Annotated in this window: 13 protein-coding genes; 5 read left to right on the forward strand and 8 right to left on the reverse strand. The window is 38.1% G+C overall.

Annotated elements, in window-relative coordinates:
* The first annotated feature begins 9 nt into the window (after nucleotides 1-9).
* On the forward strand, nucleotides 10-222 hold the full coding sequence (locus BFL47_RS08800) for a hypothetical protein (RefSeq protein WP_069659418.1): 213 nt from the start codon (nucleotides 10-12) through the stop codon (nucleotides 220-222).
* Nucleotides 223-259: 37 nt separating this feature from the next.
* Here BFL47_RS08800 and BFL47_RS08805 read toward each other — a convergent pair whose 3' ends face one another.
* Nucleotides 260-811: a hypothetical protein gene (locus BFL47_RS08805; RefSeq protein ID WP_069659419.1), complete on the reverse strand. Its 552-nt coding sequence runs from the start codon at nucleotides 809-811 to the stop codon at nucleotides 260-262.
* A gap of 72 nt (nucleotides 812-883) precedes the next feature.
* On the opposite strand from BFL47_RS08805, the gene ung reads away from it, so the two are divergent.
* A complete protein-coding gene (gene ung, locus BFL47_RS08810) occupies nucleotides 884-1,558 on the forward strand; it encodes a uracil-DNA glycosylase (RefSeq protein WP_069659420.1) in 675 nt (224 codons plus the stop codon).
* Here the strand turns inward: ung and BFL47_RS08815 are convergent.
* Nucleotides 1,555-2,025, reverse strand: coding sequence for an Lrp/AsnC family transcriptional regulator (locus BFL47_RS08815; protein WP_069659421.1), 471 nt, complete (start codon nucleotides 2,023-2,025; stop codon nucleotides 1,555-1,557). The two genes, ung and BFL47_RS08815, sit on opposite strands and share 4 nt — an antisense overlap.
* A 108-nt stretch (nucleotides 2,026-2,133) precedes the next feature.
* On the opposite strand from BFL47_RS08815, the gene BFL47_RS08820 reads away from it, so the two are divergent.
* The gene (locus BFL47_RS08820; protein WP_069659422.1) at nucleotides 2,134-3,990 is read left to right on the forward strand and encodes an Nramp family divalent metal transporter; all 1,857 of its coding nucleotides are present in this window, start codon (nucleotides 2,134-2,136) and stop codon (nucleotides 3,988-3,990) included.
* A gap of 18 nt (nucleotides 3,991-4,008) precedes the next feature.
* Here BFL47_RS08820 and BFL47_RS08825 read toward each other — a convergent pair whose 3' ends face one another.
* The 4 genes from BFL47_RS08825 to BFL47_RS08840 form a co-directional block, all read right to left on the reverse strand.
* Nucleotides 4,009-4,620, reverse strand: a complete 612-nt coding sequence (locus BFL47_RS08825) for a hypothetical protein (protein ID WP_069659423.1) — start codon at nucleotides 4,618-4,620, stop codon at nucleotides 4,009-4,011.
* Nucleotides 4,621-4,642: 22 nt separating this feature from the next.
* On the reverse strand, nucleotides 4,643-5,221 hold the full coding sequence (locus BFL47_RS08830; RefSeq protein ID WP_069659424.1) for a helix-turn-helix domain-containing protein: 579 nt from the start codon (nucleotides 5,219-5,221) through the stop codon (nucleotides 4,643-4,645).
* Nucleotides 5,222-5,239: 18 nt separating this feature from the next.
* Nucleotides 5,240-5,689: a GNAT family N-acetyltransferase gene (locus BFL47_RS08835; RefSeq protein ID WP_069659425.1), complete on the reverse strand. Its 450-nt coding sequence runs from the start codon at nucleotides 5,687-5,689 to the stop codon at nucleotides 5,240-5,242.
* A 368-nt stretch (nucleotides 5,690-6,057) separates the two neighbouring features.
* A complete protein-coding gene (locus BFL47_RS08840) occupies nucleotides 6,058-6,492 on the reverse strand; it encodes a MarR family winged helix-turn-helix transcriptional regulator (protein WP_069659426.1) in 435 nt (144 codons plus the stop codon).
* 107 nt (nucleotides 6,493-6,599) lie between these two features.
* Between BFL47_RS08840 and BFL47_RS08845 the strand changes: the two genes are divergently transcribed.
* Nucleotides 6,600-7,856, forward strand: coding sequence for an MFS transporter (locus BFL47_RS08845; protein WP_083257083.1), 1,257 nt, complete (start codon nucleotides 6,600-6,602; stop codon nucleotides 7,854-7,856).
* Between the two features lie 143 nt (nucleotides 7,857-7,999).
* Here BFL47_RS08845 and BFL47_RS08850 read toward each other — a convergent pair whose 3' ends face one another.
* Together BFL47_RS08850 and BFL47_RS08855 are read right to left on the reverse strand one after the other, a co-directional pair.
* Nucleotides 8,000-8,284 (reverse strand): hypothetical protein, encoded by a 285-nt coding sequence (locus tag BFL47_RS08850; protein ID WP_069659427.1) that lies wholly within the window; start codon nucleotides 8,282-8,284, stop codon nucleotides 8,000-8,002.
* 145 nt (nucleotides 8,285-8,429) lie between these two features.
* A complete protein-coding gene (locus BFL47_RS08855; protein WP_069659428.1) occupies nucleotides 8,430-10,814 on the reverse strand; it encodes a glycoside hydrolase family 127 protein in 2,385 nt (794 codons plus the stop codon).
* Between the two features lie 749 nt (nucleotides 10,815-11,563).
* Between BFL47_RS08855 and BFL47_RS08860 the strand changes: the two genes are divergently transcribed.
* The gene (locus BFL47_RS08860; protein ID WP_069659429.1) at nucleotides 11,564-13,243 is read left to right on the forward strand and encodes an FAD-dependent oxidoreductase; all 1,680 of its coding nucleotides are present in this window, start codon (nucleotides 11,564-11,566) and stop codon (nucleotides 13,241-13,243) included.
* Nucleotides 13,244-13,266: the final 23 nt, after the last annotated feature.

Consider the following 13,266-nt stretch of genomic DNA (forward strand, 5'->3'; position numbering starts at 1 on the left):
TAACGTAATATGAATTTATCAAGCATTGAAATAACAGAAAATGAATATCTGATTAAACTAAGTAAAAGCGATTTTGATCTTTCGTTGATCAGCACACTTTTAAAAAGAATACAGGCAGAACACTTTTTCTCTTCTCAAAAATACAATGATGAGGAAGACATCATCAGTAAAAGAGTGAATTCTCCAAGAGAAAATTACTTTGATCATCTGGATGATAAATAAGCAGAACTAACTGCTTATTTATTTGATTACCTTTTCATTATCTCGGTCTGAATCCTCTGGTTTGGACCTGTTGTTTGTCCATCTGCACCATCTGATCTTTCATCATTTTTATCTGTTCCGCTAAAAGCTTATTTTTATCTGCTTTTTTAGCTTCCTGCAGATACATAGTCGCTTCCCTCTTATTGCGCTTTGCCATAGCTATTCCTGCCAGGCTTAATTTTGCTAAAGCAATATTATGATCCATCGTCATACCTAAGGTCAGTGCTTTCTTAAAGTATTTCTCAGACTGCAAAGGCGCCTTGCGAGATTCTATTAATCCAATTAGCAAGTGAAAATAACCGTGCTGCGCTTTTAATAGTTCAGATTCATAATTTTTAATCATCTTAAGCCACTTTCCAGCACCCTCCATATTTTCCTTCCGCAGGTAGTATTGTGCGATCAGCATCTTTTCGTTAAAGAAGAAGGTGACAAAAACAAGAATAGACAACAATAGTACAAGAACTCCCGTTCCCCAGAAACTAAAGAACATTAAAGCAACAGTTGCACCTAATAAGGCAAAACCTATTATTAATCTAACAAAATTCGGCATATATTTATTTCTTTGATGATTGAATGCAAATATCTGCTTTTATTTAGCATCTAAAGCAATAAATATAGAATTATGACAGTACAAATTGAGGAATCCTGGAAAGAAGCACTTGCTGAGGAATTTGGAAAGGATTATATGAAACAATTGAAAAACTTTCTTGTCGAGGAAAGAAACAACGGCAAGGTGGTATTCCCCCCCGGACCACTCATCTTTAATGCTTTCAATCAAACTCCTTTTCAATCCGTGAAAGTTGTTATCCTGGGGCAGGATCCCTATCATGGGCAAGGACAGGCTCATGGGCTCTCCTTTTCAGTTTTAAAGGGTATCGGCATCCCTCCTTCTCTAAGAAGTATTTATAAGGAATTACAAACAGACATACCCGGTTTTGAAATGCCCGTTCATGGAGAATTAACGCATTGGGCAGACCAGGGTGTACTAATGCTAAACGCAACCTTAACGGTCAGAAAAGCGGAACCTGCATCACACCATAAAAAGGGATGGGAGATCTTTACAGATCAGGCTATCAAAGCGCTTTCTGAAAATCGTAAAGGGCTCATTTTTCTGCTTTGGGGGAAAAATGCACAGGCTAAAATACCGCTGATAGATGGAACTAAACACAGCATTTTAACAGCAGCACATCCATCGCCTTATTCCGCATACAATGGTTTTTTTGGTTGCAAGCACTTTTCTAAAGCAAATGAGCTATTAAAAGCGCAAGGTTTATCAAAAATAGACTGGCAGATTTAATAGTTAAAAGGCAGAACAGCTTCTTTCTTACTTGTAGAAAGGATCATCATCGTCTGAAATGTCTTCACAACCTGAATCTTTCCAATCTTTTCCATGATTAGTTTTTCATAGGATTTAATATCCTTAACATATACTTTTAAAATGAAATCACAGCCACCTGTCACATGATGACATTCTGTGATTTCATTTATCTTTTTCACTTCATCAATAAAAGTCTGAATGGTATTATTGTGATGAAAATCCAGCTGTATCTGTATGAATGTTTTAATGCCTAAACCAAGCTCCTCTTCATCTACAACCGCATGATAACTTTTAATGATTCCTGAATTTTCTAATTTCCTCACTCGTTCCAGCGTTGGCGCTGGTGAAAGTCCAATTTCATTGGATAGCTGTAAGTTGGTTATTCTTCCACTTTCCTGGAGTCTTTTGATAATTTGTAAGTCTGTTTTATCCGGTTGAAATGACATAAGCGTAATTTATTGAGCGAATTTAAAACAAATTAAAAAGAAAGTATATATTAGATTAATCTAATTCATTTAATTAGATTTGCAAAACATGGAAAAGGGCGGTACAATATGAACGAATCTTTAGGGGAAGTACATTCTACAGTAACAACTGCAGGTAAAACAGGTTGGCGTAAATTACTTTCATTCCTTGGTCCCGCCTATCTCGTTAGTGTGGGCTACATGGATCCAGGAAACTGGGCAACCGATTTAGCTGGAGGAAGCCAGTTCGGTTATCAATTAATATGGGTACTGCTGATGTCCAACTTAATAGCACTTCTACTTCAATCTTTAAGTGCGCGACTTGGTATTGTTCAGGGACTCGATTTAGCACAAGCTTCCAGAAATGCCTATCCTCGCTGGGCAAATTTACCCTTATATATTTTAGCCCAAATAGCGATAGTAGCCTGTGATCTTGCCGAAATAATCGGTATGGCTATTGGTTTAAACCTTTTGTTTGGCTTACCGCTGATCTGGGGAATTTCCATCACTATTCTGGATACCGTATTACTGCTTTTTTTACTAAACAAGGGCATGCAGGCCATGGAAAGCTTTATTCTCTCTATGGTATTTATTGTAGGACTGGCCTTTTTAACGGAGATGTTTATTGTAGAGCCCTCCTTGCACGATGTGCTTAAAGGACTACAGCCATCCATTCTGGAGGGAAATGCCCTTTATATTGCTATCGGAATACTAGGGGCAACGGTGATGCCTCATAATCTTTATTTGCATTCTTCACTGGTGCAGACCCGAAAAATTGAGCGGACAAAAAAAGGCATTCAAGAGTCCCTTAAATACAACTTAATTGATACTGTAGTTGCATTGAATCTTGCTTTTTTTGTTAATGCGGCTATACTCATCCTGGCGGCCACTGCCTTTTATAAAAACGGCTATTTTAAAGTCGCTGAAATACAGGATGCCTACAAACTTCTTGAAAACATATTCGGATCACTTGCTCCTGCATTATTTGCAATAGCCTTAATTGCTGCAGGACAAAGTTCAACGGTTACGGGTACACTGGCTGGGCAGATTATCATGGAAGGGCATTTAAAGCTTCGGATTCAACCTTGGCTAAGAAGACTAATTACCCGACTGCTTGCCATCATTCCTGCTTTTATTACGATAATTTATTTTGGAGAAAATTATTTGGGGGCTTTATTAATCCTAAGCCAGGTCATATTGAGTTTGCAGCTTGGCTTTGCCGTTATTCCATTAATCCATTTTACTTCTGATAAAAAGCTTATGGGTGACTTCGCCATCAAGCCTTGGGTGAAGATTCTTGCCTGGTTAAGTGCCCTGATTATTGTCTCGTTGAACATTAAGCTGGTTTATGAATTCCTTCTTACCTGGTTGAGTGGTGGAAATAACTGGTGGGTAATTGCCATTTTGATTCCCGTTATACTGGCCATTATCTTTCTCTTGTTGTATGTTTCCTTTCATCCTTTGTTCAAGAAGAGCAGTATCATACCATCAAATGTTCCACATGGCAAGGCATTAGAGATTCCTGAAGTAGAAACTGTATTGTATACTGCAGTGGGTATTCCGGTTGACTTTTCTTCACATGACAAAGCAACTATCCGCCATGCGCTCTTACAGGGTGGTAAACTTGCCCATTATTATCTGATTCATATTGTTGAAACTGCAGGTGCACGTTATTACGGAGACAAGGTGTTGGATTTTGAAACAAGAAGTGATGAGGATAACCTGGAAATCTATCGACAGAATCTGGAAAAACTTGGTTACCACTCCACTGTTTTAATCGGTTATGGAAATACGGCGAGAGCAATAGCAAAGCTTACCAACAAAAACAATCTGGACTTATTGGTGATGGGTGCTCATGGACATAAAACGCTGAAAGATATGATCTTTGGAAGTACCCTTAACTCGGTACGGCATCGTGTTAAAATTCCAATTTTAATTATCCGCTAGATAAAGAGCGTATTTACTCTATTTAAGATAGGGTAACAACTCTTTATTGCTTAGTACTTTCTTAATATCTATATATCCTGGATATTCCACTTTTTTATCAGCCACAATAATATTCGGTTTTATCTTTACAGTGATCAGAACCGAAGTATCCTTTGAGGCTGAAAAAAAGTCTGCTATTAACTTTTGATTCTCTGGCTTAGACATGATAGGATAAATGTCGGTATCAATTTTAAAGGGTATAGTAACTTCACCACCATTACCAGGAACCATAATCGCCTGATTATAAAAGCCTTTCATTAATTCCTGATCGGCAATCATAATAATGTATTCAAACGCATTAATACCTGCATCCTCAGATCCGGGATTAGTAACCCCTAAATTTATTCTCGCTTTTATAGGCAGCTTTTGTTGAAGCATGGAGAAAGCAAGACTAGGTGCCCTGGAAAGATCCAAGCCATTTTTATTATACAATTTTTCTATAGGCGTATTCGCCAAATAAATACTGTCTACTGTTTTCACTTTAAAAATGCAGCTTTGCAGAGCTTCCAACTGACTAACTTGCGTTTCAACTCCACAAGAAAACACAGTACCCATAAAGAATAGTGTAGTTATAATTTTGATGTATTTCATAGTTTCAAAGTATAACCCTCTCTCAGATGACTGAATCCAGGTTATTGCGTTCAAGAGTGTTGTCCATACCAGCCCTGTATTGTGATGGTGTAAAAGTAGTAATACGTTTGAATTGTGAAGACAGATGAGCTACACTGCTATAATCCAGCTGCCAGGCAATCTCCTTTAAACTAAGCTCCTTATAAGAAATGAGCTCCTTTGCCCGCTCTATTTTTTGCCTGATAATATATTGCTCAATTGTAGTTCCTTCTGATGATGAAAATAAGGCACTTAAATAATTGTAATCGTGCGACAGTTCTTGTCCGATCAGATCAGACCAATTCAACTGGAGAGCAATGGATGACTGATGAAATATTTTATTAATGATGAATGTCTTCATATTCTCCACCAGTTTTTCCTTTGAATCGTCCAACAGTTCGAAACCTAAAGATTTTATTTGTGTCCGTAATTTTTCAATTTCCTCTGAGTCAAGAAGATCCACTTTAAGGTGTACATAGCCTAATTTAACTTCTTCAAAGTCCAGGCCCTGCTCTTGAAGTACCTGCTCAATAGCAGATACGCACCGGGGACAAACCATATTTTTAATATAAAGCTCTTTCATTTTAATGATCTTAATGGATTAAAGTTTCCGGATCATTTTAATATGATCAATACCATCTTCATCGTAGATCTCACTGCTTTTTACGAAGCCGAATTTCTCGTAGAATTTCTGTGCCCAAAGCTGAGCACCAATCCGGAGAGGCTGAAGGCCAAGCAATTCCTCTACATCTGAGAGGATCATGTCCATCATTTTAATCCCTACCCCTGTTCCTCTTACAGAAAGATGGGTAATAATACGTCCAATTGAAGCTTCTTCATACAAAACACCAGCAGGTACAATACGAGCATATGCAATTAATTTACCATCTCCGTACAACATAAAATGATGACATTGCTGATCAATATGATCAATATCCTGGAAAGCACAATTTTGCTCCACGATAAAAACCTCATTACGAAGGTGCAGTATCTGATATAATTGCTCCAGACTTAAATCCTGAAACCGTTTCGTTATCTTAATATAGGACATTTAAATATATTTCTATTGTTACTTATTAAATCCTTCTGGTTTACTTATAAAGTCTTTCCCGTTTGCTAATTAAATTCTTCTCGTTTGCTTATTACATCCTTTTCGTTTACCAATTAACAAGAGTAGAAGTAAAATTTACTATAAACCACATTGTTCCTTCTCTTTTCCAAAATAGAGTTCTAGTTCTGCAAGCTAAAATTTTCATATCATGTAGCGGAGTAAATATACGCATCCTCCGGGTTTACAACGATGCAAAATGATTGACGATTGTGTTGCTCAAGTAAAGAATTAATTAAAATAAGGATTGAATTTGATTTAAAACATTCGAAAAGGTTGAGCTACTCAGTTAAGAAATCGACAGAAATGGCCTAACCGTTATAATCCGTTATCCGTTGTAAAAGCGGCAGGAAAGCTTTGATTAAAGCAAGTTCCTCATTAGAATACACTTCTGACATGGCACCAGCCAGCCATTCCTCTTTTATCCGGCGGGTCTCCATTAATTTATCAAGACCACTGTCGGTTAGCGAAATTACTACTTTCCGCTTATCCGTTTCGATAATCTCACGTCTGACATATCCGGCATCGAACAGCCGGTTAATCACTTGTGAAATGGCTTGCTTGGAGACCCTTTCCATCTCTGCAAGATCTGACGGCAACAGCTTGTCATATTGTTCCAGTAAGGAAAGGGTATGAATTTCAGTATTGGAAAACTCGGTACGCACATTTTGTTTACGGATCTGACGGGTAAGTCGTGTCACCATAGTTCGAAACTGAACCGCCAATTCGTAATCCTGATTTGCCATTTAAACTAAATTTACTTTATAAAGATAAGAGTTTTATGACCATTTAATTATCATTAAACAACAAAAAAATATTATTTTTGTAAAGCTGCTTTACTATATTTTGATTTATGAATATCTTTCGCTCCCTTAAATACTACAACTACAGGCTCCATTTCACCGGGCAGGCCATATCACTTGTTGGCACATGGATGCAAAGGGTAGCAATTAGTTGGTTAGTATACCGACTCACAGGATCTGCTTTTTTATTGGGATTCATCACTTTTGCAAGTCTTATTCCTTCTTTGTTCCTCTCCCCTTTTGCCGGTAGTTTTATTGACCGTCACAATAAATTTAAAGTATTACTGATTACTCAGGGGGGACTAATGCTTCAAGCCGGATTACTAGCTCTGATGATTTGGTTTCAATATTACAGTATCATGTGGATTGGAATACTCAGTCTAATGCAAGGAATTATTAATTCATTCGATGTAACCGCAAGACAAGCTTTAATGATAGACCTTGTCGATAATAAGGAAGATTTGCCCAATGCCATCGCACTAAATGCAACTGTATTTAATTCAGCCCGTTTGGTTGGTCCTGCATTAGCTGGAATTATACTCAGCACCCTGGGTGAAGAGATGTGCTTTCTGATTAACTTTATCAGCTTCATCGCTGTATTGGTTTGTTTGCTATGTATGAAACTGGACATTAAACCAAGCACGAAGGCTACTGAAAATATATGGTCAGACCTGAAGGAAGGGTTTTATCATATAAAAAATTCGCCGAACGTATTATCATTAATATTGACCATGGCAGCTTCAAGCTTGCTCATTATCCCTTTTATCACACTCCTACCTGTGTTTGCGAAAGACATTTTCAATGGGGATGCCGGAACATTCAGTTGGTTTGAAAGCGCTGCAGGCCTTGGCGCTTTGTTTGGTGCCATTTATATGGCACGCTTACGAAAAGGAATAAGTCTGCATAAAGTCACAATCATTTCCGGATTTATTTTGTCATTGTCCGTTATCGCTCTTTCAATAGCACCATCATTAGTGCCTGCACTTATTTTTACTGCAGCAGCAGGAATCGGCTTGATGGTACAAAATTCATCCATCAATACATACATACAAACGCATTCCACTCCTGAAATGAGGGGAAGAACGATTAGCTATTACATTATGGCTAACCAGGGAATCCTTCCTATAGGAAGTTTATTAATTGGATTCCTCGCCCATTTCTATGGTGCGCAGACAGTCGTATTTATTGAGGGGATTGCAGGATTAATTATTACGGCCGCTCTACTTTATTATAAGTTGATCCGTACCGTTAATAAAGGTAAATTATATCCCATTCGGATAAAGGAAATGTTAAGGACGAGCAGTTAAATAAATTGATCAGTATTATAAATAAAGGAAAATTATATGCAATTTAGATAAAATAAGTATAAGGACTACTAGTTAAATAGTCCTTAACCCTAGTGCCAAAATGCAGGATAGCCAGCTAAAATAGTTACACCAACTTGTTCTTTTTATCTGGGCGTAGTAGCGCTTCCCGATCCCATTGAATCCATTCCTGATTTAGTAGAATCCATTCCTGAAGGTGAAGGATTGCCTGTAGCGGAACCAGATCCGGATGTTGTGCTACTGTTGCCTGTACTCATTGAATCAGTCATTGTTGGTGTACCACCTGTAGTATCCATTGAAGAATCCTGCATCATAGTAGAATCTGAACTTTCACTGTTTTTCGAGTTTGAACCACAACTTGCAAGTGCCATACTAGTGATTGCAATAACTGCTAAATGATTTAATTTCATAATAGATGATTTTAATCATAAAATAATTTCTTTTGCTAAAAGTTTTGTAATACTTTCTAAATCAACACAAAACAGGTGTTTATACAAAAAAACAGGTATATGTCATTTCTAAAATACTGGAACCGAATAGATAAAAAAGCATAGTTTATTTTAATAGCCGTACAAAGTAAACATTTGCTGTTTTGGATCCGTTCTCTGCTGCAAACCGAACCGTTAATTTCTCAGATTGGCTATTTAATAGCACCACCGGCAATTCATAATTAACATCATAAAGCTTATCCCCTTGCGAACCATCCATCTTTACAGATTTCACTAATACGTCGTTGATGTAGATAGAGAAATCCCGATCCTTGTCCTTCCCATAATAGGTAATGCGAAGTGTATGAGCGCCTTTCGCAGGATTTTTCAAATCATAACTAAACCATCCTTCTGCATTTCTAAATTGCCTGTTATTCATCAAACCTGTTTCTGTTCTTTCGCCCTGAAAATTATGATCTGACTCCGGTTGTTGCTGTCCGCTATTCACCCGGTCAATAGTCTGTTTTTCTATTTCAATTTTACTTCTTTCTGCTTCCTTTAAAGTGTTTTTCATCGTAGCCAGGTTATTCTGAGTCGTTATTGGCCAGTAAACGATATACCTTGAATCGTGGATCTGGTAAAAGGGAACCAGCTTAAGATCCTTGTATTTATTGGGCGAAATCATATTTGATGCTGTAAATACCATTGGTTTCCCATCAACAGGCTTTATCGCCGAACCTGGCATTTTTAATGAAGTAACGATAAAGGGCGATTCTTCCAAAGGAATTAAAGCTCCATTAGCAATATGGCCCATTCTGCTACCATCAGCATAAAGCCCTTTCAGGTCAGTGGTATCTGTTGCAGCAGCCAAAACAATGGGGCCATGAATAAAAGAAACCCATGAAGAATTATGCGGTAAATATTCCACCCGGGTATCCATAGGTAAAGTAACCGTAATTTTATCTCCGGTTTTCCATGTGCGTTTAACAGAAATGTAGGACTGTTTATTTGCCTCAACGGCCACCTCTTTGTTATTTACCATCACCTTCATTTTTCCATCTACAACCCATTTAGGCACCCTGATATGGATAGCAAATTCTTTAGGGGAAGGCAATGTAAGCTGTAATTCAGACTTTTCACTAAACGGGAATTTTGTATTTTGAGTTAGGGTAATCTGTTTCTCTTTCCAGTTCAACGTGGATGCCAGGAACAAGTTGACAAAAATATCCTCGTTATTGTGCGCATAAATAAGATCACCATACTTGCCATGATTTTCAAGTCCGGACCCTACACAACACCAAAAGCTTTCCTGCGGCTGCGAATATACCCGATAATGATTAGGCCTCATACTCGTAAAATAAACAAAGCCTCCATCACCAGGATGTTGGGAAGAGAGGATATGATTATACAGAGCCCGCTCGTAATAATCCATATATTTCCCTGTTGGATCAGTAAGGAAAAGTTCGCGGGTGAGCTTCAGCATGTTATACGTATTGCAGGTCTCCGGTCCTTCCCTCGACTCAATCATCGAAGAAAAATCTCCTGAAGGATGGAAATGTTCCCCAACACTATTACCACCAATGGAAACCGTACGATTATTAACTACCGTTTCCCAGAAAAAATCAGCAGCATTGCGCCATGGCGTATCATGATCTACCTCCGCAATGCGCATATAGCCAATCACTTTAGGGATTTGCGTATTTGCATGAACACCATTTAACTCATCTTTTTGGGCAAGTAATGGATCAAGAATAAACTGATCAGAAAATTTACGGGCTAATTGAAGATACTTTTTATCTCCTGTGATCTGATACACATCTGCAAAAACTTCATTCATTCCTCCATGTTCTGAACGTAACATCTGCTGCATCTGTTGATTGCTTAGATTAGCGGTCAGATTCAGACACCAATCTGATAACTTAACTAACATTTTTTTCGCTTTTTCATTACCTGCAACCACATAAGCATCCCGAAGACCTGCATACAATTTATGTATATTGTACCAGGGAACCCATTTATCATTCAATGAAAAACTTCCAGCTTTTATCTTACCTGCAGCAATTTCTGCCCACATCGCTTTCCCTCCGGGAGTACCCCCTATATACCCATTGCCATTTTTCTGCTGACATTTATCGAGTTCGTCCAGCATATAATTAAGTCGCGTTAATATTTCCTGATTTCCTGTAGCTGCATACATATCTGATAAAGCACTCAAATAGTGTCCTCCGATGTGACCATCCAGACCAGTATTTTCCCAATTCCCATAACTAATAGCTTCGGGTGTTATACCGGCTTCCCGTAAATAGGGAGCGAGCAACCTATCTGGATTAAGAGCAAGGATATACCTTAAATCTGTTTGCTGCGCATCGTAAAATGGGCTTTCCAACAAACGGACAGCGGATAATGGGAATGCTTTAAGTGGCTCCTGCTGGGCATGTACTTGTTGTAAGATGCAAAGCAAAACACCAGTGATCATTAATTGGGAAATCGATAATATACTATTTACTTTCATCTCTAGCAGGTTTATTCTTTTTTGAAAGAGCTTAAATTCGTCTATTGGTTAGTCCGTAAGAAACAAGCGATCAATTATATATATTCGCTTTAATAGATAATAAACGTATGATTTACAATTATAGCACAACTGAGCTTATTTACAAAATAATATAATTGTTGAAAGGTTGGTTAAGGGGGAAATTGACAGGTAAAAACGTTGTTTATAATCTGAAAAAAGAAATGCCTTGAATGATATCAGTTTACACATATTCGAAAATCAGCGTATAATAGTTAATTTATATTCCAAGATGAATTGAAAAATAATCGGCTTAGAACGCTGAGAGATAGAAAATAGAGATCCCAATTTCAGCTTTCATCAAATGTTAGCAAGTTTGCAAAATTAAACGCTGCAAAATTTTAATTTCAGATGCAATACAATTATAGACTTCACTTGCAGTAAAATCAACTAAAGTAATATTTTCGTTATATAAAAAGATCAGTTTTAGCAGACCTTGCCTTCAGTTTACTTTCATTCCGTGCGGAGAAGGTGCGGAGAAGGTGCGATACAGGTGGGTATCAGGTGCAGAAGAAATAATAAGATCTGACACACCATTTAATAATCATAAAGATTAAGTTAACAAGTTAGTTTTTCTTTAGTTAAGTTATAAATTTCTGCTTTATAAACTTTTTTATCAAACAATGTGACATAAGGCACATACAATGTAATATTTACTTGCTTCTTTTGTGCAAGTTATAAAATTCACCAATATGAAGTATGTAATTATAGGCGCAGTTGCCGGAGGTGCCACTACAGCCGCACGATTAAGAAGAATGGATGAGCATGCCGAAATAGTTATTTTCGAAAAAGGCCAGTATATTTCTTATGCGAATTGCGGACTTCCATACTATATAGGTGATGTTATAAAAGACAGAAATAAATTATTTGTACAAACAGCAACTTCTTTTACCCAACGGTTTAAAGTAGACGTGCGGATCAGTACCAAAGTAACTGATATTAATGCTGAGCAAAAGACGATTACGGCTATTCAACTTGAAACCGGCAGGGAGTATCAGGAAAGTTATGATAAATTAGTTTTATCACCTGGAGCTTTCCCTGTTCGTCCGCCACTACCGGGCATTAATATGGAAGGCATCTTTACCGTTCGCAATGTTACAGATACAGATTACATCAAAAACTACATCAGCCAGTTTAACGTAAAAAAGGCAGTTGTTGTTGGCGCCGGGTTTATTGGGCTTGAAATGGCTGAAAACTTTCATGAACTGGGTCTTGATGTTGCAGTCGTAGAAATGGGAGATCAAATTCTTGCTCCCGTGGATTTTCCCATAGCAGCCATAGCGCAGCAACATTTACGCGATAAAGGAATCCATCTTTATTTGAACACTGCTGTACAGGGATTTACAAAGGAGGGAGATCGCTTAAGAGTTCAGCTCAAGGATGAAGTGGATTTGGATGCAGACCTGGTGATCCTTTCTATAGGCGTAAAACCGGATACTTCCTTGGCTGTAAAAGCCGGAATCAAATTAGGTGATGCGAAAGGCATCCTTGTAAATGAATACTTGCAGACTTCTGATCCTGATATTTATGCGGTTGGTGATGCGATTGAATTTCCTAATCCGATATCCGGACAAGCAACTATTACCTATTTAGCAGGACCAGCCAACAAGCAAGGGCGAATCTGTGCAGATAACCTGGTATTTGGTAATCAACATATATATAAAGGATCCATAAATACCGCCATTGTAAAAGTATTCGATTTAACTATAGGTGTTGCGGGTATGGCGGCCAAACAGTTAAAAGCACAGGGAATTGAACATGTTGTTTCTACCATCCATAGTAATTCGCATGCTGGTTATTATCCCGGAGCAAAGCGCATGACTATTCAAATTGCTTTTTCGCCCGATAATGGCCGTTTGCTCAGTGCACAGGTTATTGGGGAGGAAGGAGTTGATAAACGTCTGGATTTACTAGCCACCGTCATTAAAAACAAAGGAGCGATAACTGATTTGACGGAGATTGAACATGCTTACGCTCCACCATTTTCATCAGCCAAAGATCCGGTTAATATGGCGGGTTATGTAGCAGAAAACATACTTTTGGGCCGGTTAAAAATCATTCAATGTGAGGAGATCGCTGATGCAGATGAATCCACTGCGATACTGGATGTTCGGACTTTAGCAGAACACGCTGCCGGCACAATACCAGGATCGATATTGATTCCTCTGGATGAAATAAGGGATCGATTGAATGAAATTCCGCGTGATAGAACTCTTTATGTTTTCTGCCAGCAAGGGTTGAGAGGGTATTTAGCTCAACGAATACTGGTTCAAAGCGGATTCGACAGTGTGTATAATCTTTCCGGTGGCTACCTGTTATGGAAAAGTTATTCGGACGAGATTGCTCTTCATAAAAAAGAGGTACTGGTTTAAAACCAGTACCTCTTTTTTATTAT

The sequence above is a fragment of the Arcticibacter eurypsychrophilus genome (assembly GCF_001730525.1).
Lineage (GTDB): Bacteria > Bacteroidota > Bacteroidia > Sphingobacteriales > Sphingobacteriaceae > Arcticibacter > Arcticibacter eurypsychrophilus.

Bases quoted from the DNA above. Each gene is read 5' to 3' on its own strand.
- BFL47_RS08800 (WP_069659418.1), top strand. From the start codon at position 10: ATGAATTTATCAAGCATTGAAATAACAGAAAATGAATATCTGATTAAA.
- BFL47_RS08805 (WP_069659419.1), bottom strand. From the start codon at position 811: ATGCCGAATTTTGTTAGATTAATAATAGGTTTTGCCTTATTAGGTGCA.
- ung (WP_069659420.1), top strand. From the start codon at position 884: ATGACAGTACAAATTGAGGAATCCTGGAAAGAAGCACTTGCTGAGGAA.
- BFL47_RS08815 (WP_069659421.1), bottom strand. From the start codon at position 2,025: ATGTCATTTCAACCGGATAAAACAGACTTACAAATTATCAAAAGACTC.
- BFL47_RS08820 (WP_069659422.1), top strand. From the start codon at position 2,134: ATGAACGAATCTTTAGGGGAAGTACATTCTACAGTAACAACTGCAGGT.
- BFL47_RS08825 (WP_069659423.1), bottom strand. From the start codon at position 4,620: ATGAAATACATCAAAATTATAACTACACTATTCTTTATGGGTACTGTG.
- BFL47_RS08830 (WP_069659424.1), bottom strand. From the start codon at position 5,221: ATGAAAGAGCTTTATATTAAAAATATGGTTTGTCCCCGGTGCGTATCT.
- BFL47_RS08835 (WP_069659425.1), bottom strand. From the start codon at position 5,689: ATGTCCTATATTAAGATAACGAAACGGTTTCAGGATTTAAGTCTGGAG.
- BFL47_RS08840 (WP_069659426.1), bottom strand. From the start codon at position 6,492: ATGGCAAATCAGGATTACGAATTGGCGGTTCAGTTTCGAACTATGGTG.
- BFL47_RS08845 (WP_083257083.1), top strand. From the start codon at position 6,600: ATGAATATCTTTCGCTCCCTTAAATACTACAACTACAGGCTCCATTTC.
- BFL47_RS08850 (WP_069659427.1), bottom strand. From the start codon at position 8,284: ATGAAATTAAATCATTTAGCAGTTATTGCAATCACTAGTATGGCACTT.
- BFL47_RS08855 (WP_069659428.1), bottom strand. From the start codon at position 10,814: ATGAAAGTAAATAGTATATTATCGATTTCCCAATTAATGATCACTGGT.
- BFL47_RS08860 (WP_069659429.1), top strand. From the start codon at position 11,564: ATGAAGTATGTAATTATAGGCGCAGTTGCCGGAGGTGCCACTACAGCC.